This window comes from Cryobacterium psychrophilum, from assembly GCF_004365915.1.
Classification (GTDB): Bacteria; Actinomycetota; Actinomycetes; order Actinomycetales; family Microbacteriaceae; genus Cryobacterium; species Cryobacterium psychrophilum.
On the sequence record NZ_SODI01000001.1, the window covers coordinates 573,082 to 596,285 of the forward strand.

Sequence of the window (23,204 nt, forward strand, 5' to 3'; positions counted from 1 at the left end):
TGATCGCTCGTGGAATGAGAACGGTCTTTGTTCCGGTCATGGTGGGCGTCGTCGTCGTCAGGGCAGCCCGGAAATGGCGGTGTTCCTCACCGACCCCGGTCCTGCACTGAACGGTCGCCGCGATCTGAGCACATGCTCTGTTCTCGGTTGCCGATATGGCAGCGCAGGAGCGAGTCTTTGTCAGCGACACCGGCCGTCCTGGGTCCGGGCAGGCAAACCTGAGCTGGATGGTTGGGCAAGTCAGGCTCCTCTTAATCGAGCAGTTGACCCGGTTGAGTGTCTGTTGCCGTTTTGCACACTATGGGTTGAAAACGCCAATGGTTTGTATTGCAACTCCCATACGACACGCTGGGTCCAACTTGGTCGTCCTTCCGCGCCGGACTATTTGATGCACTGCCAACGCCGCGGCAAAGCACATATTGACTTCCGAGGATTGGCCCCGCAGGTGAAGCTCGAATTGCAGTACACCATTCAGTGTCGCCATGATCAAGCCACCCTCATCACGGGGCCATCGATGGTGACGTGGGTGGTGCGCAAGGTCAAGGAGGCTGGGGTGGACTCGATGCTGGACCTTGCGGTGGACCAGTGGCGTGAGCTGGCCGGTCAGAAGGCTGGCAGCTATACAAAGCTTCTCGAGTTCGCTCGGGACGCGGTCGATGCTTTACACGAGGGTGTCGGCTGGGAAGTTGAGTACTCGCGCGATGTTTGGCGTCTTCACCGGCTACCCGGGCTGACGGTGTCTCCAGGCAAGCGGCCCAACTCCCGTAGTCACTTACGTTTCGACCGGCTAAGCCAACCATGGTTGAAATCGTTGGCCAAACGCTGGGCTCGACTGCGCCTGAGCTCTGGCTTGACCCGGAACACCGTGTCCGCCGACATTCTGGGGCTGACTCGGTTTAGCGCCTTCCTGACCGAGACCGGCTTGGCCGCTGACGCTCTGGCCGATGTGGATCGGGAGGTACTGGAACGCTTCCTGGCATGGGTGTCTACTCAGCCGATTGGACACGGCGCAAAGGAAGACGCGATCACGGCACCAGGTACTTTCTTTCAAGCGATTCGCCAGCACGACTGGGATGGCAGCTTGTCGACCAGTGCTGTGTTTTTCCCTAGCGATTTCCCTCGTCGTCCAGCCAGAACCGACCGTCACGTTGCCGAGCACATCATGACGCAAGTCGAATCGGTAGCCAACCTTGACCGATGGCCTACCGCCGAGGGTCTCCTCATCACGCTCATCTTGATCCAAGGCGGATTGAGGGCAACAGACGCCTGCACCTTATCGTTCGATTGCATCGTCCATGATGGGCAGGGAGCGCCCTACCTCCGCTATTTCAACAACAAGATGCGTCGGGAGGCGGCCATTCCGATCGATGAGGACCTGGAAACGGCGATTCGTACGCAACAACAACGAGTGGCGAAGCGCTGGCCCGCTGAGCATCCTCATCTGTTCCCGGCATTGATAGGCAACGCCGGAGGGCAAAATCCGATGACCTACTACAGCTACCGGAACATGTTGATCTCGTGGTTATCCACCTGCAAGGTCCTCGATGAACACGGCCAGCCGGCGCACCTGACACCGCATCAATGGAGACACACGTTCGCCTCACGACTCATCAACCGCGATGTCCCTCAGGAAGTCATCCGGGTCCTACTGGACCACGAATCGACCCAAATGACCGCTCACTACGCACGACTCACCGACCAGACTGTTCGTCGTCGTTGGGAAGCGGCCACCAAGGTCAACATCACGGGGGAACAGGTTGACATTAGCGCCGAAGGACCGCTGGGCCAAGCTCAATGGGCCAAGACACGATTTGGCATGGCAACCCAGACTCTGCCCCATGGCTATTGCGGTTTGCCGGTGCAAAAGAGTTGTCCGCACGCCAACGCTTGTCTGACCTGTCCGCTGTTCCTGACTGGACCTGAGTTCTTGCCCGAGTTGCGCGAGCACCGTGGTCGAACCCTGACCCTGATCGACAAATCAAAAGCGAACGGTCACACCCGCGTGGCAGAGATGAATAAGGGAGTATTGACCAATCTCGACAAGATGATCAGCCAAATTGACGGCGACGCCACCGGGCTTCCCGATGCGATCTGATAACTCCCGCCACATTGTTGCCTCCGCCCAGAACCGATCCATTGAGACCCGTGCTCGTGCACTGCAGGCGCTGCGGCGTCTCGACGCTGGCGGCAAGGCGATCACATTCGAGTCAGTCGCCCGCGAGGCCAACGTCTCCCGGTCCTGGCTATATACGCAACCCGATCTTCGGGCAGAAATCCAACAACGACGCACCCGTGAGACGTCCACATCGGGAACTGTATTAACCCCTCATCGACAACGTGCCTCGGACGCGTCGCTGCTCTGCCGACTGGACGCGGCCAACGAACGATTGCATCGACTTGAGAACGACAACCGTGAACTACGTGCCGCCTTGGCCCAAGCCCTCGGCCTCGCGCGGGAAGACCGTGTCCTCGGACGACGACCTCTCGACACGCCCGGGCGACAGAGTTTAGAAATTGTTGAATCGCCTTGACTCAAGCCATTATGCTGTCTCGTGAGAGACATAGTCCACCACAAAGAAATGCTGATCAGCCCACTAGAACGAAACCGGGACTAAAGATAACCGAGGGGGTGTTCACGCCCAACGCGGCCTGGCTCGTCCTGGCCTGCATCGCGTTCAACCTCACCCGCGCCGCCGGCACACTGGCCAGCGGCGCCCTCGGAAAAGCCGTCACCGCGACCGTTCGCCGCAAACTCATCAACGTGGCCGCGAGAATCTCCACCTCGGCACGTCGCATCACGTTGCACCTGCCCGAAAGCTGGCCCTGGGAGGAAGGCTGGACCACGCTATTTGCCCATTCCTGCGGCCCGCCCGGGCAGGCCACCACCTAACCATCCAGCCCCAACGGGCGCGACCAGGAACCCCACAGTGGAACACCCAAGCATCGAGGCCCAGCACTCAACCGCGCCCAAAAATCAGAAGCAGAACCAGAACGAAATCAAGACTTCATCTCAGGTCGACCGGTGAATTCAGGCTAAGGCGCGCAGATTGCGGTCCAGATAAGTCGCGCCGACTACATCGAGAATCACGTCGGCCCCGTGCCCGAGCGAAAATTCGCGCATCCGCTCGACGAAATCGTCGTTCCGATAGTTTATCCCCGCCTCGGCGCCGAACCCACGGCAGTACTCGAGCTTCTCCCCACTGCCGGCGGTGACCACAGGATGGGCCCCAAACGCCGCAACCATCTGGGTGGCCATGGTGCCGATGCCGCCGGCCCCGCCGTGAACTAGCACCCAATCGCCGGTGACTACCCCCGCTTCCATGAACAGGTTCGACCACACCGTGCAGGTGACCTCAGGCAGCGCGGCCGCCTCGACCAATCCGGTGTTCCCGGGTACCGGAAGGACCTGCCCCGCCGGTACTGCAACGTATTCGGCGTATCCGCCCCCGGCAAGCAGCGCACAGACTGATGCCCCGGCCACGTGTCCATGGACGTCCCTGCCCAGTGCCGCTATCGTGCCGCTGACCTCCAGGCCGGGGATATCCGAGGCACCGGGCGGCGGCGGATAGACCCCGCGCCGTTGCTGGACGTCCGCGCGATTCAACCCGGCGGCGGCGACCTTAATGAGCACCTCACCCGGTCCCGCTTCTGGTCGTGGACGCTTGACGACGCGTATCATTTCCGGTCCCCCGGCGCCGTCATACTCAACGGCTGTCATAGTTTTCGTCATTCCGCCTCCACATCGTTGGCCGTGTACGACCGGTTGAGATTTACATGGCTCCGGTTCCGCCCCTGATCTGATGTCTCGCGGCGTCACCGCAACGCTTCTTGTGAGCGCTCGACTGCGCCTGTTGAGCTACATCTTGGCGCGCGATTCTCCGCTCACCTTGCCACAGCGAGCCTCGTGGAGTCATACGTGCGCTACGTGCGCAGCCACTCAACGGTGGTCACGTGTGTGGAGCGCCGGCTTTCGGCCAATTTACTCAGCGTCCTTCACCCAACAGGTAGAGACTATCGGGCAAGCGCGTCCCAATCGCGCTCGAACTTCCGGCTTTACTGGCGCGATAGCTCTGCCGTGGTGGTGGCGCCCATTAGAGAAACCTTGTAGGTGACAACGCCGTTGTCGTACGAGGACGTTTTCGTTGGGTCAGGAAAAACGCGAGCTTCGCGCCATCGCTTTGGGAGGTGTCGTTCTCCGACTCTCAAGTGAACGGGCCAAGGCTCGTCGGATGCCGATAAGGGCGCTAGACCGCGCAGTCCGAAGTAGCTGTGGGCTCTCGCAGCAGGTCGCTCAGCTCTATGAAGCGTTGAAGTCGCGCGCGGCGTCCCGGCTGGGCGCCGATAAGTGCGGACATGACGAGTCAGACGCCGGCCCGGGCACGCGATCACCGAACCGCAGCCCATTGTCCGTCCCTGGGCGACGGCTTCTCGGTTCAGGTGTCGGATTCCGCTCCCGAAGCCATGCCGGGCCCCAAACCGCGCCCACTCCCCCCGGACTTGTGCGAGACAAATCAGATTCTCGCTGCGCATTCCCGACATTTTGGTTGGCTCAGGTTCGTGCTGGTTAGTTTTCCAACCATGCAACCGACACGCTTTCTAGGCAAGAAAGAGCCCCCGTGAGAAACCATGTCCCACCCGGGCTTTTTCACTTTGTCGGGCTGTCAGGATCTGAACCTGCGGCCCTCTGAAGGTTCAAGCCTTAACTCGATCTGCACGGAATGTCTCGGAAAACCCGCGGATTCCCTTGTGTTTACAGGGAACCGGGCAGTTCACTGCCTCCAATTGCACTCGGTCAATTCGAGCCGGCTGAAATTGATTCTGATGAAATGATGACCATTTGAACCGCTCTTGGCGGGCGTTTGTTGTTGCCGACACTTACGCCAGCATCTTCGGAACCCCGACCTACACGGGAAGTGCGTCAGACGCATTCCATGCTTTCGCTGAGGCGTCCTCCAAGCCCTGGATGCAACGCACGTGGCAGGACAAGCTCGCCGCCGGATTCACCAACTCCGGCTCCATGAGCGGCGACAAGCTGCACACGCTGCAGCACCTCTCTCTCCTCGCCGCACTGCACGGCATGCATTGGGTCAGTCTCGGGCCGCTCCCCGGCTGGAACACCACCACGTCCACCGACCACGACGACAACCGTCTTGCCTTCGACCTCGGAGCCGGCGCATAGTCATTGAATGGCCGCGGACCAACGCGGTCCATGACGCTGACCGACGCACCGCGCGTCACCTCGGCCTCCGGGGCGCAGATACCGCCCACAAGCTCGTTGCCGGCCGAGCCATTTCCTCAAACACCCTCGGCTCGCCGCCGCTGAGGAGAACCCCGAGGTCAAGTCGCCATCTAAACTGGTCGTTTGCCCACGGAAGGAACCTCAATGAGCATGGAAGGCGCGGCCTGGAGCTCGCTCTACAAGATCTCAACCGCCAGGGACGGCAAGCACGGCTTCTCCCGTGAGTCCGTTCGGCGGATCATGACGTTCGCGGTGCCCTACCGGTCCAAGCTGCTGATCTTCATCACCCTCTCCACCGTGGGGGCTTTCCTCGCGGTCGCGACGCCGGTACTCGCCGGCCAGGTGGTCGACGTCATCGTCGCCCAGGGCGCGGCCACCACGATCGTGTGGCTCGCCGTCGTCATCGCCCTCGTGGCCGTGGCCGACGCCGCCGTGTCACTCGTGACGCGCTGGTACTCGGCGCGGATCGGCGAAGGCGTGATCCTGGACCTCCGCACCGCCGTCTTCAACCACGTGCAGAAGATGCCGATCGCGTTCTTCACCCGCACACGGACGGGCGCCCTCGTGAGCCGCCTCAACAACGATGTGATCGGCGCTCAGCAGGCCTTCAGCGGCACGCTGTCCGGCGTGGTCACGAACGTCGTGGCGCTGATCCTCACCCTGATCGTCATGCTCAGCACGTCCTGGCTCGTGACGGTTCTCGCCGTGATCATGCTCCCCATCTTCCTGGTACCCGCCCGCCGTATGGGCAGTCGCCTCGCTGCGCTGCGCCGCGAGGCCGCCGATCACAATTCCGCCATGAGCACGCAGATGACCGAGCGCTTCTCGGCGCCCGGCGCCACCCTCGTCAAGCTGTTCGGCCGGCCCGACGAGGAGGCCGAGGAGTTCCGCGTCCGCGCCGCCCGCGTCCGCGACATCGGGGTCCGCACCGCGATGCTGCAGTTCGTCTTCTTCACCGCACTGATGCTCGTCTCCGCTCTCGCCCTCGCGCTCGTGTATGGGCTCGGCGGCTTCCTCGCACTGGCCGGCCAGCTGAATACCGGTGACGTGGTCACCCTGGCGCTCCTCCTCACCCGCCTCTACGCGCCGCTCACCGGCCTCGCAAACGCACGGGTGGAGATCATGAGCGCGGTGGTCAGCTTCGAGCGCGTCTTCGAGGTGCTCGACCTCGAACCGCTCATCCAGGAGAAGCCTGACGCCGTCGCCGTCCCCGAAGGCCCGGTGGCCGTCGAGTTCGACGACGTCCGCTTCGCCTACCCGTCCGCGGACAAAGTGTCTCTCGCCTCTCTCGAGGAGGTTGCCACGCTGGACACCCGCGGCGGCGAGGAGGTGCTGCACGGCGTGTCCTTCAGGATCGAGCCGGGGCAGACCGTTGCCCTCGTTGGTTCGTCCGGTGCCGGCAAGTCCACGATTGCGCAGCTCCTCTCGCGCCTGTATGACGTCGACAGCGGCGCCGTGCGCCTCGCGGGGACGGATGTCCGCGATGTCACTTTTGCCTCCATGCGGCACACCCTGGGCATGGTGACGCAGGACGGCCACCTGTTCCACGAGACCATCCTCTCCAATCTGCGCCTCGCGAGGCCGGAGGCGACCGACGACGAGGTGTGGGACGCCGTCCGCCGTGCAAGGCTCGAGCCGCTCATCCGGTCCCTGCCGGACCAGCTGGACACCATGGTGGGAGAGCGTGGCTACCGATTGTCCGGGGGTGAGCGCCAGCGGATGACCATCGCGAGGCTCCTGCTCGCCCAGCCGCGCGTCGTCATCCTCGACGAGGCGACGGCGGCACTGGACTCGACGTCTGAGGCCGCCGTGCAGGCGGCGCTCAGCGAGGCGCTCAAGGGACGGACAGCGATGGTGATCGCACACCGCCTCTCCACCATCCGCAGCGCGGACCTGATCCTCGTGGTTGAGGACGGCTCGATCGTGGAGCGCGGCACGCACGAGGAACTGCTGGCCGTGGGTGGGCGGTACGAGGAATTGCACCGGACCCAGTTCGCCGTGCAGAAGAATGTTGCGGCCGATGAGGAAGCGCTGAGCGGGATCGGGACTGTCTCTTAAAAGGTGTTTCCGGCCTCACGCGCTGGACGTGGGTCTGGCGGGAGCGGCGTCGATGCAACGAATTGCCGCTACGCGGGGTCGACAAGGGCGACGTCATCCTCGTCGCCCCAGTGCTCAACAAGCGTGATTCGCCCGCGCGAATCGCGAATCGAAAGCACGAGCGCAATGATCGCGGTGGCGATGCCGATAACGCCCAGGGGGTTCGCGATACCAATAGCGATATCCAACCCAGGCTGTGTGGGTCCGCTGGTGATTGTCTGCAAACCGCGAGGTGTTGAATCTGGAAGCGTGAGTCCCAACAAGATTCCGCTAACGCCTGATGCAATGAGAAACGCGTATGTTATCGCGCGAGTTTCGAACCCTCGACGCGCCGTGCGTCGTATCGCGAGCCCTGTGAACACCAGCAAGGCGGCAAAAATCACACCCAGCGTTGCCGCGTAGATGATGGTGAGGTCGCCACCGATCCCGAAGAGGTGGCGGCCGAAAGAGGTCCACGCGGCCACCGCGATACCAGCAACCACGACCACACCACCTGTGTGCCCTGATCGCGAGGCACTAGGCGTCGCGCGAACTCGAATTACGCTGTACGTCATCACGCGCTCTCAATCACTGTGCTCGCCACAATCGTAGCCATGGAAGTGCGTGCGCGTGCGAACCTCCAAAGATGGACAAGCCCCGCGAACCGCGAAATAGATGCGACGCTATCCGACAACACACCTCTACGTCACTTGGGACTGCTGCCGGTTCGATCGACTGACCTAGCCGTACTGTTCGCCGGATGCCTGCCGATAGGTGCGGTTATGTCGGCACGGCCGAAACCCATCAGTGGCCGCACCGCGGCACTCCCCCGCCGGTGCCCCTGCGAACTCGAACCGGGCGGCAGCTCTTTCCGCGCACCCTGACAGTGAACTGACCGAATTGGGCGTCACCGGTGGCCGTACTGTTGCCCACGTCACGAGCGACGACCGGACCATCACCACCTTGCTCGCAGGGTGGCTCCGAAACACAGTCACCTCTTCGATGGCACGCAGCCCCCGGGGTTCGTTTCACTTCCAAGCACGGACACCCCACGGGCACGGGCGCCCGCGTTTCACCGCAATGACCCTAGAAGCTATGGAGTCGAGAGCTGAGACCTTCCGATGGCATGGATCGGCGTACTAATCTGATGGCGTGATCGTCCCCAGTATCTCCCAGAGCGCCGTGGCTGTCGCGGATCACTACGACGAGCTCGATCCGATTTATCGTCGGGTGTGGGGTGAGCATGTTCATCACGGGCTATGGGCGACGGGTAACGAGACGCCCGCCGAGGCCGTCAAGGCGCTTGTCGACACCGTCGGCGACCGGTTGCACCTTATGCCCGGCGAGGCGTGCGTCGACATCGGTTGCGGCTATGGTTCCACCGCGAGGCAGCTCGCGGTAACACGCAGGGTCCGCGTTACCGGCTTCACGCTTTCCGCTGAGCAGGCCCACTACGCTGCCGCGCATCCCGAACCCGAGGTGGACATCCATCTTCGCGACTGGCTCGTCAACGGGCTGGCCGATGCCTCGGCCAATGCCGCATGGGCGATCGAGTCGAGCGAGCACATGGTCGACAAACCCAGGTTCTTCGCCGAGGCGCATCGCGTGCTCTCGCCCGGCGGTCGCTTCGTCGTCTGCGCGTGGCTCGCCGAGACTGATGCTAGCGGTTGGAAGGTTCGCCACCTGCTCGAGCCGATCTGCCGCGAAGGGCGCCTGCCCTCGATGGGCACGCGCGAGGAGTATGAGGCGATGGCAATGGCGGCGGGCTTTGTGATCGCTGGCTATGAGGATGTCAGCCGCCGCGTCGCGCGCACATGGACGATCTGCGCCCGTCTACTTGTGAAGGCCTTGCTCGTCGATCGCGAGACCCGTCGTCTCGCCTTTGGCGCACGCAATCGCATCTTCGTTCTGAGCTTCCCCCGCCTGATCCTGGCCTACCGCACCGGTGCGATGCGCTACGGGATATTCACGCTGTCGAAGGCGAGGGAGAACGAGGTGCCACGCGAACCCGACAAATCAACGCAGCATGAGCCATGCTTGATCGCCAGAACCACTACACGGTCAAGCTCTGGAAGAACAGAACGAGGGCACGGGCACTGAGCCGATGCCTTCCACACGCTCGGGCGGCAGCTTCCGCTCCCCTACGTGTCAGGGTCGGGTGAGACGAGTAGCTAACAGCAAGTCCGCCGCATGACGTAGGGCGAGAACCAGGAAGCCACCACCATGTCCAGCCCATCTTTGATCGCCGTGCGCGACGATAGTCCCACGTGTTAACGCCGACTGAAAACAGTAAGCATGGAGCTGCTGCGCAGCCGCACCTGGGCGGATGAGAATCGAGAGGCCTGCACTGAACGATTGCTAACGTTGCCTTCCCGCCCGCGGGAGGAAAGCCTGCGGAAACGTCGGCCGGGCCGGCCGTTTGGCCTGCTCGATCTGGTGGGTGGATTCCCAGCAGGCCGTCACCGCGGACGGCTGTAACCACGAGCTCTGAAACGCTCAAGCCGCCCGAGGGTTTGGCCGATAGGACCGGAAATGTCAACGGTCCGATAGCCGTCACGCCAGGCAAGATCCGCGGGGTAGGCAATTTCCTGTCGGCGCGATAGTCTCACTCTTCGACTACTAGCAGGGGGACGAACCGCGTGGAGTTCATCATCAGTGGGGAAAAGCGCGACTTGTCAGCAGCCGACGTCAGCGCACGGCTGCGCGGGCATGATCCCGATCGCGTGTTCGAATACTCGGTTGAGATCGACGGACGAGACTGGCCGGTAAAGCAAGCCTTCGGCATCGCGGCAGGCCTACGGCTCAGTGCCTTCACCTCCCAGACCGCGCGGCGCCAGCTGCGGAAGCTCGGATTCCCGATGACGGCGGAGCCATCACTGGTTCCCGCGCCGCCGTCCCGGTCGACGCGGAACTCCCGAGTTTTTGATCAATCCCGGTTGCATGAAATGGACACTGTCTCGGCAACAACGAGCTTCACCTGGCTGCTCGCCGGCGAAATCACGCTGGACAACAACGGCTGGCCAGCGTTCCCACCGCTCCCGCACGCGCCTGGGCTCTACCGGTTCTCGTTCCGACCGCTCGAGCAAGCCGGAGGGGGCACGGTCTACGTTGGGGAATCCGTCAATCTTGCGCGCCGTGGGAGCAACTACCGGAACGCGAAGACGGATCGTTCCCGCCAGCGCACCAGTCGGCGCATTCACAAGGAATTGGTTCGGCATCTGGCCATCGGGGGCGGCGTGGATTTGTCGATTGCGACGGACGTCGTCCTCGGAGTCGACGGTGAACCGGTCGACTTGAGATGGAAATCGGCGAGACGCCTCGCGGAGAATGCTGCAGTATTGCTTGCACAGCTGGATGGCGAAAAAGAGGTGTTGAACATCGACGCGGACCTCGGCAGCGCGGAATCCATAGGCGACAAGGGGCCTGCGAACGAGATCACTTTAGGCTAAGAGTAAACAAAACCATCATCAGTTCCTTCGGGAGTCCTGACGATCTGGTTGACTCCTGCGGCCATGGTCGCCACAAACGACCGATATGGGCGCATATGGCAAGTGGCCGCAGAGATTCTCTAATTTGCGAACCTAGGCGTGTCCAGCCGAAAGGTTGGTGACACTCGGTTGATCGGGGTGGTTCAGATGACCGTGCGGCAGGGTTCGTGGGGCACAGAATTCGACCATGCCAAACGCGACACGCCACCGGTCAGTTATCCGATCGACCGGCCGTGAGTGGGCTCCCCCGCATTGTCCGGACGACCGCGGAACTGTAGAGCAATTCGCAGCTTCGCGACGCGGGCGGCATTTCGAACATCCTCGACGACCAGCGTGTTCGTTGGCAGGCTCTCCATGGCCTCTTGAATTGCGAGCTGCACGACCAGCGACTCGACGGATGCACGCGGTTTCCCTCTGTGCGCCCGTGCCTGGTTCTCCATCTCCGCGTCAACGGCATAACGCGCACTGTTGCGGTTCACTTGCGTCACCACAGTCTTTACAAGCTGATCGAGCTGCCGCTGACGCTCCTCGCGTCGGACCTCGGCACGAGTGCTTCGCACGGCCGCAGCGACGTCGCGGCTGGTGAGCAGGTCGATGCGACGCATGCGTTCTGCGACGATCTCGACAGCTCGGGCGTAGACGATGTTCTCGACCGGGACCGCAGGGAGTCCCATGCGTGCCCTGGTTGCCGCGTAGGCTTCGGCGAATTCGCGCATGCGGGCGCCGTTTTTGAGCATGTGCTCGGTCAGGGATTCAGTGAACACGGTGAACTGCCGTAAATGCTCGGGCAGCGCTGGATCACTGAAATAGGTGTCGGCTTCGCGTTCGTTTGCACGGCGTTCTGCGGCGGTCGACGGGTGGAGCTGCTTCGGCGGGAGACCGGCCCGGCCGAGCGTGCGCTTAAGCCGTCTCGCGGCGGCGTTGGCCTCCAGTTCAGACTGGTAGGTCTCCGGGTCCCTGCGCCGGTCGCGCTGCAACTCGGCACGGCGCTCCTTGTTGCGCTCCGCCCACTCCTTGCTGGCCTGCTTCGTGCGGTCGGGATTCTGGTCGCGTCTGGCCGCCGCCCGGGTGCTGACCTCGTCGCGATGGGCCTCGTAGTAGCGGTTGTAGTATTCCCGGATCTTCTCGCGGTTCGCCTCTACCCACCCTCGCTGGTACTCGCGCCTGCGATCCGGATGCGCTTCCCGCCAGCGCTTGGCACGCTCCCTCCCCCGAGCCCGCACGTCTTCCTCGTGCCGCTTGCGGTCCGCGACGCGGCGCATCGAGTCGCGATTGAGCTGCCGTGATCGCTCGAGGTGCTCCGCCGGCCATCGCCGATTCATCTCGCGAACCCGGTCGCGGTTCGCTGCCACCCACCGGTGGCGGGTTTCCGGGTTGCGATCGGGGTTGCTCCCTCGACTCGCCTTGCGCTTGGCGTCATCGTCGTGGACAGGCTGCGGATTCCCCAGCGACTTGTGCGCCGCGGCATTCTCATCGGATGGATCGTTCATGATTGCTGCTACTTGGGCGGTTGCGCCAGCTCGATGACGAGCGCGAGAAGTTCGGAACGATGCGCCGTCGGATTCGTGATCACGCGCCCGACGACAGCGCGGAGCCGCACGGCATCCGCGTCACCGATCCCGGCGACGGGCTCCAGGCAGTACGCGATGTCATTCTGGATGCTGTACTCGTCATTGTCGACCGCGATCTCCGGATAGTAGAAGAGCGCGGCGAGTGCGGCGCGACTGAGTAGGTCGTCGAATTGTTCTTGCGGGATTGTCATGGCGAAGCCTCCTACTGGCGGACGTGTGTGAGCCCATCTTGCCGCGAACAGTAGGTACGCCGACGGTTACTGGCCGCGAACCTCACCGAGTTTCCGGCTGTGCACGCGACGGTGGCGACTCAGACGCGCCGCGAGGCGAGCTCCGGCTCCGCAAAGCGTTCCAGGCCATTGCCGTCCCTGGGAATCGCCCGCGACGCCTGGCGCCGCCCGTTGGCCTCGCGGGCAAGCACCCACAGCAGACGCATCAACGTCATGGGTCCGACGACGAGGAACTTCAGTGCGTTCCACGCGAAGACCAGCGCGAGCAAGTTGAACCAGCCGGAGCCGCCTGCGTCGGCCTGCCCGGTACAGAACACGGCGGCGAGTGCGTACGGAACCGCGAGGAGCATGGCCGGCACGCCCCACTTGAGACCGCGCCGCGTGTGGAGAGCGTCGAGCAGGACGTTGGTCGGCATCAACCCGCGCAGAGCGTAGTGAATGCGGGCGGTGGCACCCAAGATGAGTCCGAACATGATGCAGCCTTCCAGAAGTTCAGCAACAAGAACCTGAAAGGACTGCCCGGTGAACGGGAGTCATACCATCGCGACAAGCGATGGCGCGTATAGAGGTTGCCTGACAATATTTTAGAACCGGATGCCCGCGGACGGGCCCCACAGAGACCTCCGCCCCTCTCGAGCGGATGCTCCCGCCTGCCCTGTTGCCACGGCTTGCGGGCACCTTCCCGCGGTACGGTTGACACCACTGCCGTTGCCGTTCACGAGGACGACGCCCCATTCGAGGAGAACCAGATGTCGGTCGGTTTGCTCGCCGTAGTCGATGACATACTTACCGCCGCCCTCAAGGCGAGTGCTAAAACCGCAGGCGTCGTCATCGACGACGCGGCCGTCACCCCGCAGTATGTTCAGGGGCTCTCGCCGGCACGCGAGCTCCACGTCGTCTGGCGCATCGCACTCGGCAGCCTGTTCAACAAGTTCGTCATCATCATCCCCCTCGCATTGCTCCTTTCCGCGTTCGCGCCGTGGGTGTTGCCGTGGTTGCTCATCCTCGGCGGCACCTATCTGTGCTTCGAGGGCGCGGAGAAAGTCACCGAATGGTTCGGCGCGCATCACGCCGTCGACGAGACCGAAGCCCGCGATGAGGGCAAGCTCATCTTCGGCGCGATTCGCACCGACCTCATCCTCAGCACAGAGATCATGCTGATCGCGCTGGCCAGCCTCGACCCCGATTTTGGCCTCTGGAACACGCTCGGCGCGTTGGTGGTCATCGGCCTCGGCATGACAGTACTCGTCTACGGCGCCGTCGCTCTGCTGGTCAAGATCGACGACATCGGACTGTCACTCATGAAGAACTCAGAACGACGGGTGCGACGCACCGGCGCGCGCATCGTGCGTTCGATGCCCACCGTCTTCCGAGTGATCGGCATCATCGGCACGGTCGCCATGTTGTGGGTGGGCGGCCACCTGGTGATCCTGAACCTGGCCGAAACGTTCTGGCATGCCCCCTACGATGTGCTGCACGCCGTGACGCAGGCTGTCGAATCTGCCGGACCTGTCGTCGCCTGGGTGACCGACACGGCAATGTCGGCCGTGTTCGGACTCATTCTTGGCCTGATCATCGTCTGGATTGTTTTCGGTATGTCGGGTCTCTTCAAGCGGAACAAGACAGACGTCGTCGCGGCCTAACCGAAGTCGATTCCCGCTTGTGATGACGGGTTGCTGGGCCTCGCTTGCTGGAGGAACACTCAGCGCCGCCTGTTGAGCTGGCGCGCAATATAGGTTGCCTAACGACACTTCAGAAACGGATGCCCGCGGGCGGCATCCCCACAGCAACAGTCCGTCTCGGTGGTTCATGGGCCTGACGTTTCTCCGCCAGCCGATGCGCTGCTTCGAGCGCGGCATGAGCGCGGGCGGCATCGAGTTTCTGCGCCGTCGAGTCCGGTGCCGCACCGAGCGCCCTCGCGCCGACGATGCCGTAGCGGTCCCGATAGGACGAGACCGTGCACGCATGCTGTCGCCACGCCGCCGACGCCGATCCCCGTGGTGCAACCCCGAGTGCTCGAGTCCAGGTCTCCCCCGCTCGCAATGCCTGATCGAGGATGGCGCTCGCTCGTGATTCCATCAGGTCGCTTCGCTCGACGAGAGCACGGCTCATGGCGGCATCCATCGGCCCGATCGCCCTCGGGATGAGCCCGGCGACCAGGCGCGGCACTCTGCGAGAACGCCCCGCCCCGCTATCTCGCGAGACTACTGCCGCGACTCGGACTCGAAGAACGGCCGCGATGTCCTGAGCATCCTCCAACCCGCGAGCCGCAACCACGCGTGAAAGCACGCTGGGAATGTCGAGGTTCTCTCGCGGCATGCTCGATGCGACGACGACGTGCGCGGTGTCGGTGGTGATTCCCTGCGCACGGTGAGTGGTGACCGCGTAGCCGAGTTCGACGTGGCTTTTCACGTAGTCGGCGGGAAGCAGCACAGTGCTCCCCCACCGCCTTCCGGGGCGGCGCACTTCGATCGCGCCGTTTCGGCGCACGCCGATCACCGCCCATCGGTCGCCGTTGCGCACCCAGGTTCCGGGCGCGAAGAGCCGGCGGTCGTTGCGGCGCGTGATAACAGTGTCACCGACGGCCGCTCGGGTTCCGTCATGCAGGGCGACTTCGCGGAGCGCATCGATACGCCCCTCCAAAATGAGTTCGGTGCGAGCACGCTCGTTGAGTGACGCAACCGCCTCGTTCGAGTCGCTGATCAGTACCGTCGCCTTGCCAGCTCTAACATCTGCGCGCCAGGCATCGTACGCGGCATCGGCCATTTCCTCGGTGGTGCCATCGCGCAAGCGGTCGTGCGCGGCATAGTGGTCGATGGACTCGGAGTTGCCCTGCCTCAGCGCGAGGGATGCGGTCTTCTCCCACTCGTAGACGAAACGGTGCACGTCGATGAGTTCGGGAGCATCCGCTCGATCGTGCACAAGCAGGGAAAACGCGCCGCCCGCGTCGACCGACTGCAGCTGGGCGTAGTCGCCGACCAGGAGAACTTTCGCGCCGGCATTTGCGGCGATGGCGGTGACGCGATCCAGAGGCAACGTGCCCGCCAAAGATGCCTCGTCGATGATCACGAGCTGACCGGCGCGAAACGTTGCTCCGTGGTCACCATGGTTCTGCCACCATTTGGCAAGGTTCTCGGTCGGGACTCCGAGGTCCGTGGCCAGTACCGTCGCGGCAGCGGCGGAGGGAGCGAGCCCGACAACGGAGCCCGCACCGTGCTGTGCGTCCCCGGCCCGACGCAGCGCATTCATGGCTGTCGTCTTGCCTGCACCGGCCGGCCCCACGAGAACATCGACGACGCGACCCGAGCTGGCGATCGCCAATAAAGCCGCGATCTGGTCCTCTGCGAGCCGCCCGCCACCCGGCAACTGCGTGCGAGCTACCGAACGCAGGGCGGTCGCAGCGAGTCGCGGTGCGGTCAGCTCGGCGGCGCGCTCCAGCAGCCAAGTCTCTGCGTCGAGCAACTCCGTGGAGGTGAAGACGATGGAGTGCTTGGGACGGAAGACCGACGTGCCGTCATCTCGTTGGAACGGCACGGGGCTGGAGGCGAGGTCTGGGGGCGTGAGGCGCAGGGATGCGTGCTCGGCGGCATCCACTACGAGCCCGACAACAGCCTCTCGATCGGATGCGCCCGTACAGTGAATTGAAACAGATTCTCCTAACGTCTGTCTCAATTCACTGTACGGGCGCAGTTGGTCATGACCGCCGCCGAGGCTCGCCCCTACGATTACCGCCCCATCAACGCTCTGCCCTATTGGGACACGATTGGTGACTTCATCAGCGCTGCAGTCGCAGACACCGCCTCAGCGACGAACCGCGACGAACGTTCCCTCTACCCCGCAACCGTCGCGTTCGTGCTTTGGTGCTGGCAAAGCAGAGGCACGCCCCTGGAACGCAAACGCATCTTTCGCCGCAGCACGGTCGAAGAATTCATCCACCTGGCCATGAAGAAATATGCCACCAGCAGCAGAGCCACCCACCGATCGACGCTCTGGCTCATGGTCGAAACTCTGAACCCGGCAGGCGTGACTGAGCACCGGCCGATCCCGCGTTCAGTGCCGACGAAACCCTATTCGTCGTCGGAGGTTGCCATGCTCTACAGCTGGGCCACATCGCAAGGAACCGAACATCGGCGCCGCGATGCCGTCGCCCTCCTGGCCCTCGGGCTCGGGGCCGGCCTGGCGGCGAGAGAGATCCTCGGAGTTCGCGTGAAAGACCTCGACACCACAACCGATGACATTCACGTAATCGTGCAGGAAAGCCGGCCACGCGTCGTACCCCTCAGTCCCCAGTGGGACCGACCCCTCCGGCGAATCCTTGAGGACCTCACACCCACTGACTGGCTCTTTCGCCCCGGCCGCATCAGCGCGACCTCCGGACAAGTCACGGATTTTCTCCTGCGCGCCCGCACCGACCTCGACGTTCGGCCTAGTCGCATGCGCGCGACATGGCTCATGGAGCACCTCCGCGAAGGGACACCGCCCCAAGAACTATTGCGAATCTCCGGACTCAAGAATCTGGCAGCCCTCGACAAAATGGCCGTCTTCGTGCCCCGAACGGCGGTTCCTGCAAAAATTTCTCACAAAAGTTTTAACAGTGGCTGATCAGGGCTTTGGTGCGTCATGATCACAGAGGGTAGTGCGATACAGGGGGATTTGATCCTGGCCCGGAAATTGCGCCGCACACACAGTCTGCGTGACCCGAAAAGACCGACTCAACGACATCTTCCGCCGCGACTCCCGCACGTACGCCCACCTGCGCGCTGCGGACCCCGAGCTTCCCGAGCACGTCTGGGAAGTGATCATCCGATACCGGCCGCAGCTCTCCGCCCTGCAATGGGATGCCGTGCGCGAGTTCACGATCGTGACTGCAATCAACATGGAACCGCGCACGTTCGAGACCGTGCGGCGGATGATGACGATGACCGCCCGCTTCAACGCCTGGGTCTGGGCGACCACCGGCACAATACTCACCGTCGAACGCGTGTACACGCAGAACAACGTGTATCGATACCTGCAGGAACGCCTCCCCAAACACTCCGAAACTCACCGCTGGGGCGTTGCACGCCAACTCGGCACCATCGCCGAGGTGCTGGCTCAGAACACGGTCGACCGCCTCCCCACGCCCCACGCCCACCGTCGCCGCCCCTTCACCATCGCTGAAGTCGCGTCTGTGTGTGATCAACTCTTTGTAGGCCGTTTCGGCGCTGGATTCCTGCCAAGTTAGCGGCTGGTTTCCTGCCAAAAAAGCGCTAAGAATCAGGCCAGCAGATTCCCCTCCAAAACCTTGGATCCGGGGATGCGTAGAGATTGAGATCACCGGTGGCCGTGGCCCTCTCCCAAGCGATGGAGACATGGGCCCGCCACCCCCCGATAGGTTCCTAAAGGCGTGTCTACTGCCAAGCGGTCGCGCCGGAAGGAACCAGGAAGCAGATGACGGTACCCATGTCCGTGCAAGAAAATATCAGAACTCTCGACTCCCACGGAATTGCGGGCCGTGAAATCGCCCGCCGGTTGGGAGTCAGCCGCGACGCGGTGGTCAAATACACCGGTCAACGTGACTACTCACCCCAGCCTCCGGCGCCGATGGCCCGGCCCGCGGGCTCGGCGATGACTGGGTTTGAAACGACCGTGGAAGAGTGGTTGAGCGAGGACCAGCGCCGACCCCGGAAGCAACGCCACACGGCCAAGCGGGTCTTTGACCGGTTGGTCGCCGAGAGGGGTTTCACCGGCAGTTACTCTCCGGTGCAACGCTTCGTGAAGAAGTGGAACGACCTTCATCGCCAGGCCGGGGAGGGCTTCACCGAATTGGTCTGGCCGGCCGGCACCGCGCAGGTCGACTTCGGCCAGGCCGAGGCCATCATCGGCGGGCTCCGGCAGGTCCTGCATATCTTCGTTGTCACGTTTCCGTTCTCGAACATGCGCTTCGTGCAGGCCTACCGCGGCGAAACCGCCGAGTGCGTCTGCCACGGGCTGCGCACTGTGTTTGATCACATCGGTGCTGCGCCGCGGCACTTGGTCTTTGACAATGCCACTGGCATCGGACGACGCGTCGGCACCAAGGTCGTCGAGACCAAGCTGTTTGGCGCGTTCAAACTGCACTACCGATCCGAATCCAGATACTGCAATCCATACTCCGGCAACGAGAAAGGCAACGTGGAAAACGCCGTCGGGTTCCTCCGCCGGAACCTGATGGTCCCCGAGCCCGAAGCAGCCACCTTGCAGGGCCTGAACGAGGTGCTGATGACGCGGTGCCTGGCGCTGGCTGAGGCCACGCACTACCGGAAAGGCCTGCCCATCAGCGAGCTCTTCGCCCAGGACGTCGCTGCCAGCCTGGCGTTGCCCGGCGTCGGCTTTGACCCGGTGCGTTACGAGTCCCGCACCGCCGACAAGAAGGGCAACCTCCTCATCGACGGGAACACCTACGCGGCCGGTTCCTCCTTCCACAGCCGCACCCTCACGGTCGGATTACGCCACGACGTCATCGAGATCCTCGACGAACAGTCGACGCCCGTCCGCTCCTTCCCGCGGGCCTTCGGACGACAGACCGAGACGATCTTCGGACCGGCCGCGCTCCTGCCGTTGCTAGTGACCAAGCCCGGCGCCTGGAGCCATTCCCAGCTGCGGCCGTTGGTCCCAGGGCCCGTGCGCGACTGGCTCGACAAGGCCACCGCAACCAACCGGCGCCGACTTCTCAGTGCCGTTGATGCCGCATCAGGATCGGCCGGGTTCGATGCTGCCATCACTGCTGCTGACATGCTGATCCAGCGCGGAGACACCCCGGAGATCGCTGCGTTGGGCATGCTCGCCCGGCGCCTGGCCGGCGGGACCAGCCCGGCAGTGGAGAACGTGGACTTGAGCGTTTATGACATCTTCACCGCCGACGCCTTCACTACCGTCAACACGCTGACGGGAGAAATCGCATGACCCTGATCACTGCGCAGGACATCATCGCGACCGGCCGGCAAGCATCGCTGACCCACGCCGTGCTGGTCGAATGGGCCGAGAAAGGCACCCCGAAACAACGCGAATACCTTCACGGAGTGCTCCTGGCCGAGCACGAATCCCGACAAGCATCACGCCGTCAACGACTGTTGACGGCCGCTCGGCTGCCGGCGCTGAAATCGCTCACAGGTTTCGACTACTCAAGCGTGAAATTCCCCGAGGACTACGGCCGGGAGGAGCTGACGTCGTTGGATTTCATCAACCGGGCCGAAGACCTGGTCCTCTACGGCGACGTTGGCACCGGCAAAACCCACCTCGCCAGCGCGCTCATCGCCGCCGCCTGCCAGCAAGGAATCCCAGGCCGCTTCTACACGACCTCGTCGCTAGTGATGCAGCTGCGCCGCGCCAAAGACGAAGGCCGCCTCGACCGGGAACTAGCCAACATAGCGAAGAACCGGCTCATCGCAATTGACGAATTTGGCTACCTCCCGATTGATACTGAGGGAGCTCGGCTCTTGTTCCAAGTCATCGCGGATGGTTATGAAAAAAGAAGCCTGATCATCACAACAAATCTAGAATTTTCGCGCTGGGGAACGGTGTTCGGCGACGACAACATGGCCGCAGCCGTCATCGACCGCATCGTCCACCACGGCCGCCTCCTCCAGTTTCGCGGCGAGTCCTACCGCGTGAAGCACGCGCTCATGAAATAGCCCTGGACCGGCCCGGCCGACCTCGAACCTGACGCCGACCGGGCCACCGCAACGCCCTGCTCCAAGGCTCGTGGCGACGGAGTTAACCCCGAAAACCGGCCGATGAGGCCGCGGTGCTCAACTGGCCGGAAACGGTGCTGAACTGGCAGGTTTCTTAGCGCTGAAATGGCCGGCTTCAAGTTGACAAAACACACGCGTCCATGCACAGCTGGGCGGCAAGCCTCACGACAGACCTGAAACGGCAAAACGCCCAGGCCCTCCTCGGACTCGCCGGCGGCGCCGGACTCCGCGCCAATGAAATCATCGACCTCCGCCTCGGCGACATCGACGTCATCGACGGGCGCCTTTTCGTCAATGTGCCCGGCGTGAACCCTCGCCGAGTTCCGGTGCGGCACCCGTGGAACCGCACCCTGCTTCGCAGCGTCGCCTGCCGCACCGACCCCAACGAGTACGTCTTCCGGGCCTACCGCTTCGAGGAGTACCGCCCGCGGGCCATCCAGACATTCCTCACCGACCACCCAGGCCGCGTGCGAGCTACCGTGTCACGTCTGCGTGCAACATGGATCGTTGCACAGATCGATCTCGGACTCCCTCTCCCCGTACTCATGGCCCTGGCTGGGTTCTCCACGACGGGGAGTCTGGACAAACACCTCGTGCACGCCCGGTCACTCGATGTGGCCAACTACGTCGGCCTCGTCATTGGTGAAGAGGTGTCCGCATGAGCGCTGGCGACATCGACTATGGCTTTACGGGATACAGCCCCGACCTCGGCGGGATGACTGAGGCAGAAATCATGGGCCGCGGGCGCATCCACGACCTGATCGACCACCAGACGGTGGTGCTGACGGAAGGACGGGTGCGCAAGACTCGTGTTCTGGAACGACTACAGGCGTGGCGCGACGAAGACGCTCTCGCGTTCAGCATCGGTGGCCGCCCATCACTCATCTCCGAACGCGCCGTTATCACCGCTATGTTGCTGCTCGCCAAGGAAGGATCAGCTATGTTCCTCACCAACGTGCGCGATCTCTTCATGTTTCGCCTCAGCGACGCCTCCCGGGAACTCCTCGGATTGGAAAAATCCACCGAAGCCTTCGTCGGCCACGTCGGTGAAAAAAAACGCTGGTACGCCAATACCAGCCGCGCCTTCCACCGAATGACCGACCTCATGGACCCGTTCCCGCAGGAACGGCGACATTCAAAAACCTATACAGAAATCCAGGCAATCCTCCGCGCTCACGACGTGGAATTGGAAGCGAAACGCAAAGCCCGTCTCGATGAGTTCACCAAACTCTTCCTGGTAATGACCTACAACGAACAGCCTCGCAATATTCGACGTGCCTCCAAGAAGATTGACCTTTCCTTCGACCAGACCTACATCGGAACCCCGACTGTGAAGGGGTACTCCAAGAAGGACCTCGCGAAACGCGTCGCGGACGAATCCAAGGTTAAGGACATGAAGACCTTGAAACCGGGGCCCGTCGATGCCTACGCCGGCTGGCACGTCACTACAGGACCCCGCACAGACGTCGGCAAGGGCCAGACAGATTTCACCGAGCCTGGCAGGAAAGCCGATTCCGCAGAGTATCGGTGGGGTTGGGAAGTCAACATCGCCGTTCGCGTTGATTCCGAAGCTCCCGGACAGAAACGATTTCCCGCTCTCGCCGTCGCCGCGACGATGAGTCTGCCCAATGTCCGCGTCGCCGAGGAAGCAGTCTCCCTGATGCGCGCCGCCTTAGCCCTTGGTCTGGAAGCCGGGGTCGGCGACGCAGACAAGCAATACTGGGCAAACTCACTCGCCGAACGCCTCCACGAGCCCGCCTTCAACTTAGGGTTCACGCCGTCCACGGACTACCGTACCGACCGTCTCGGGAATCAGGGCGGCGACCACGGCGCCCTTTACATCGAAGGCGGCACTTACTGTCCCGCAACGCCCGCACCCCTGCAGAACGCCACCAAGGACCTCTTAGGCGCCGTCATCGACACCGAAACATACCGAGCACGTATCGCAGGCCGAACCGCATTCAAACTTCATGTCAAGGAAAAACCTGATGCCAAAGGCCGCACCGTGCTGCGCTGCCCCGCGCTTGGACCCAGCCCCACAGTGACCTGCCCACTGCGAGAGCTCCTCAAGACCAGGAAAGTCCTGGAAGGGGTCGACAGCGAAGATCTCCCGGACTTCGCCGACAAGATCTGCACCCAGCACTCCGTGTCCTTCGACACGGCCGACAACCGCCGCACCGCCCAGGCGTTTGACTACGGCACCAAGGAATGGGACAAGTTTCACACCCACGCCCGAAACAGCATCGAGTCCCTCAACAACCAGGTGAAAAGCGGCGGCACCGAAGATATCGAATCCGCCAGCCGCCGCCGCGTCCGCGGCTTTGGTGCCGCCCAAATCATCGTCACGATGCTGCTTACCAACTTCAACCTGCGCAAAATCGCCGCCTTCATCAGCGACAAGATCAAAGACGACGCCAAGAAGCAGGTCAACGGTGAGCCCCCAGTCGCGCTCGTCCGCCGTCGCGATCGCGAATTCCACAACCCCTACACGGACACCTACCCACCCGATGTAAAGCGACCCACCAAACCCAAACGCTCAGACAGCGACGAAACCGGCGGACCACCGCGAAGAACCTAACCGGCCACATACGCCGCCACTACCGCCCAAGAGGGCAAGCCTCCCCGCATTGCGAACAATCCGACGCGCCCCAAAACACAAAAAACCACCGCAGACACGGTCGCGGTCGTCGAATCGCCGACACAGTCCCACGAACACACCGCTTAAACCAGAAATCGCTCCTGAGAATCCTCAGGAGCGATTTCTTTTTGTTCCGACCGGGCCGTTTCGTGAACAGTTCCGCGAACGGCCCTGCGGTGGGCTGTTTACGAAAGCCAGCAGGGCGCCTATCCGGCAGGATCACGGATTGCATTTTCCTCCGCGGCCCACC

The 23,204-nt window shown here is 62.9% G+C and carries 18 protein-coding genes and 2 pseudogenes; 14 read left to right on the forward strand and 6 right to left on the reverse strand.

Going from position 1 to position 23,204, the window contains the following annotated elements; all coding sequences use genetic code 11:
- Positions 1–445: 445 nt before the first annotated feature.
- The 3 genes and pseudogenes from EDD25_RS02755 to EDD25_RS02765 all read left to right on the forward strand — a co-directional run.
- Positions 446–2,095, forward strand: coding sequence for a tyrosine-type recombinase/integrase (locus EDD25_RS02755; protein ID WP_241986305.1), 1,650 nt, complete (start codon positions 446–448; stop codon positions 2,093–2,095).
- Positions 2,085–2,531 carry a DUF6262 family protein gene (locus EDD25_RS18325; RefSeq protein WP_422386768.1) on the forward strand — a complete coding sequence of 149 codons (447 nt, stop codon included), beginning with the start codon at positions 2,085–2,087 and terminating at the stop codon, positions 2,529–2,531. Before EDD25_RS02755 ends, EDD25_RS18325 begins: the two co-directional genes overlap by 11 nt.
- A 101-nt stretch (positions 2,532–2,632) precedes the next feature.
- Positions 2,633–2,890: pseudogene (locus tag EDD25_RS02765) on the forward strand (transposase); the annotation flags it as partial.
- Between the two features lie 138 nt (positions 2,891–3,028).
- Here EDD25_RS02765 and EDD25_RS02770 read toward each other — a convergent pair.
- A complete protein-coding gene (locus EDD25_RS02770) occupies positions 3,029–3,730 on the reverse strand; it encodes an NAD(P)H-quinone oxidoreductase (RefSeq protein WP_338419612.1) in 702 nt (233 codons plus the stop codon).
- Positions 3,731–4,837: 1,107 nt separating this feature from the next.
- On the opposite strand from EDD25_RS02770, the gene EDD25_RS17700 reads away from it, so the two are divergent.
- Positions 4,838–5,179: a flavodoxin family protein gene (locus tag EDD25_RS17700; RefSeq protein ID WP_198418838.1), complete on the forward strand. Its 342-nt coding sequence runs from the start codon at positions 4,838–4,840 to the stop codon at positions 5,177–5,179.
- A 204-nt stretch (positions 5,180–5,383) separates the two neighbouring features.
- Positions 5,384–7,297, forward strand: a complete 1,914-nt coding sequence (locus EDD25_RS02780; protein ID WP_134171927.1) for an ABC transporter ATP-binding protein — start codon at positions 5,384–5,386, stop codon at positions 7,295–7,297.
- Between the two features lie 68 nt (positions 7,298–7,365).
- Here the strand turns inward: EDD25_RS02780 and EDD25_RS02785 are convergent, their stop codons facing one another.
- Positions 7,366–7,818 (reverse strand): hypothetical protein, encoded by a 453-nt coding sequence (locus EDD25_RS02785; RefSeq protein WP_241986306.1) that lies wholly within the window; start codon positions 7,816–7,818, stop codon positions 7,366–7,368.
- A 649-nt stretch (positions 7,819–8,467) separates the two neighbouring features.
- On the opposite strand from EDD25_RS02785, the gene EDD25_RS02790 reads away from it, so the two are divergent.
- Positions 8,468–9,415 (forward strand): class I SAM-dependent methyltransferase, encoded by a 948-nt coding sequence (locus tag EDD25_RS02790; RefSeq protein ID WP_134171929.1) that lies wholly within the window; start codon positions 8,468–8,470, stop codon positions 9,413–9,415.
- A gap of 539 nt (positions 9,416–9,954) precedes the next feature.
- A complete protein-coding gene (locus EDD25_RS02795; RefSeq protein WP_134171930.1) occupies positions 9,955–10,764 on the forward strand; it encodes a hypothetical protein in 810 nt (269 codons plus the stop codon).
- A 254-nt stretch (positions 10,765–11,018) separates the two neighbouring features.
- Here EDD25_RS02795 and EDD25_RS02800 read toward each other — a convergent pair whose 3' ends face one another.
- The 3 genes from EDD25_RS02800 to EDD25_RS02810 all read right to left on the reverse strand — a co-directional run bounded on the left by EDD25_RS02800 (position 11,019) and on the right by EDD25_RS02810 (position 13,077).
- Positions 11,019–12,293 (reverse strand): hypothetical protein, encoded by a 1,275-nt coding sequence (locus EDD25_RS02800; RefSeq protein WP_134171931.1) that lies wholly within the window; start codon positions 12,291–12,293, stop codon positions 11,019–11,021.
- A gap of 8 nt (positions 12,294–12,301) precedes the next feature.
- Positions 12,302–12,565 carry a hypothetical protein gene (locus EDD25_RS02805; RefSeq protein WP_134171932.1) on the reverse strand — a complete coding sequence of 88 codons (264 nt, stop codon included), beginning with the start codon at positions 12,563–12,565 and terminating at the stop codon, positions 12,302–12,304.
- Between the two features lie 119 nt (positions 12,566–12,684).
- Positions 12,685–13,077: a sulfate permease gene (locus EDD25_RS02810; protein ID WP_175182980.1), complete on the reverse strand. Its 393-nt coding sequence runs from the start codon at positions 13,075–13,077 to the stop codon at positions 12,685–12,687.
- Positions 13,078–13,353: 276 nt separating this feature from the next.
- Here EDD25_RS02810 and EDD25_RS02815 point away from each other — a divergent pair, with 276 nt between their 5' ends.
- Positions 13,354–14,247, forward strand: a complete 894-nt coding sequence (locus EDD25_RS02815; RefSeq protein ID WP_134171933.1) for a DUF808 domain-containing protein — start codon at positions 13,354–13,356, stop codon at positions 14,245–14,247.
- A 109-nt stretch (positions 14,248–14,356) separates the two neighbouring features.
- Here the strand turns inward: EDD25_RS02815 and EDD25_RS02820 are convergent.
- Positions 14,357–16,225 (reverse strand): annotated as a pseudogene (locus EDD25_RS02820) (ATP-dependent DNA helicase); the annotation flags it as partial.
- Between the two features lie 75 nt (positions 16,226–16,300).
- Here EDD25_RS02820 and EDD25_RS02825 point away from each other — a divergent pair.
- The 6 genes from EDD25_RS02825 (at position 16,301) to EDD25_RS02850 (ending at position 22,894) form a co-directional block, all read left to right on the forward strand.
- On the forward strand, positions 16,301–17,206 hold the full coding sequence (locus EDD25_RS02825) for a site-specific integrase (RefSeq protein WP_134171935.1): 906 nt from the start codon (positions 16,301–16,303) through the stop codon (positions 17,204–17,206).
- Between the two features lie 91 nt (positions 17,207–17,297).
- A complete protein-coding gene (locus EDD25_RS02830) occupies positions 17,298–17,828 on the forward strand; it encodes a hypothetical protein (RefSeq protein WP_134171936.1) in 531 nt (176 codons plus the stop codon).
- A 218-nt stretch (positions 17,829–18,046) separates the two neighbouring features.
- A complete protein-coding gene (gene istA, locus EDD25_RS02835; RefSeq protein WP_134175076.1) occupies positions 18,047–19,528 on the forward strand; it encodes an IS21 family transposase in 1,482 nt (493 codons plus the stop codon).
- Positions 19,525–20,256 carry an IS21-like element helper ATPase IstB gene (gene istB, locus EDD25_RS02840; RefSeq protein ID WP_175183030.1) on the forward strand — a complete coding sequence of 244 codons (732 nt, stop codon included), beginning with the start codon at positions 19,525–19,527 and terminating at the stop codon, positions 20,254–20,256. The genes istA and istB overlap by 4 nt, the downstream gene beginning before the upstream one ends.
- A 200-nt stretch (positions 20,257–20,456) precedes the next feature.
- On the forward strand, positions 20,457–20,978 hold the full coding sequence (locus EDD25_RS02845; RefSeq protein WP_134171937.1) for a tyrosine-type recombinase/integrase: 522 nt from the start codon (positions 20,457–20,459) through the stop codon (positions 20,976–20,978).
- Entirely contained in the window at positions 20,975–22,894 is a 1,920-nt protein-coding gene (locus tag EDD25_RS02850) for a hypothetical protein (protein WP_134171938.1), read from the forward strand. Before EDD25_RS02845 ends, EDD25_RS02850 begins: the two co-directional genes overlap by 4 nt.
- Positions 22,895–23,204: the final 310 nt, after the last annotated feature.

Coding starts and splice junctions, on each gene's coding strand:
- EDD25_RS02845 (WP_134171937.1), top strand. CDS start 20,457: ATGCACAGCTGGGCGGCAAGCCTCACGACAGACCTGAAACGGCAAAAC.
- EDD25_RS02805 (WP_134171932.1), bottom strand. CDS start 12,565: ATGACAATCCCGCAAGAACAATTCGACGACCTACTCAGTCGCGCCGCA.
- EDD25_RS02850 (WP_134171938.1), top strand. CDS start 20,975: ATGAGCGCTGGCGACATCGACTATGGCTTTACGGGATACAGCCCCGAC.
- istB (WP_175183030.1), top strand. CDS start 19,525: ATGACCCTGATCACTGCGCAGGACATCATCGCGACCGGCCGGCAAGCA.
- EDD25_RS02800 (WP_134171931.1), bottom strand. CDS start 12,293: ATGAACGATCCATCCGATGAGAATGCCGCGGCGCACAAGTCGCTGGGG.
- EDD25_RS02815 (WP_134171933.1), top strand. CDS start 13,354: ATGTCGGTCGGTTTGCTCGCCGTAGTCGATGACATACTTACCGCCGCC.
- EDD25_RS18325 (WP_422386768.1), top strand. CDS start 2,085: ATGCGATCTGATAACTCCCGCCACATTGTTGCCTCCGCCCAGAACCGA.
- EDD25_RS02780 (WP_134171927.1), top strand. CDS start 5,384: ATGAGCATGGAAGGCGCGGCCTGGAGCTCGCTCTACAAGATCTCAACC.
- istA (WP_134175076.1), top strand. CDS start 18,047: ATGTCCGTGCAAGAAAATATCAGAACTCTCGACTCCCACGGAATTGCG.
- EDD25_RS02825 (WP_134171935.1), top strand. CDS start 16,301: ATGACCGCCGCCGAGGCTCGCCCCTACGATTACCGCCCCATCAACGCT.
- EDD25_RS02810 (WP_175182980.1), bottom strand. CDS start 13,077: ATGTTCGGACTCATCTTGGGTGCCACCGCCCGCATTCACTACGCTCTG.
- EDD25_RS02770 (WP_338419612.1), bottom strand. CDS start 3,730: ATGACGAAAACTATGACAGCCGTTGAGTATGACGGCGCCGGGGGACCG.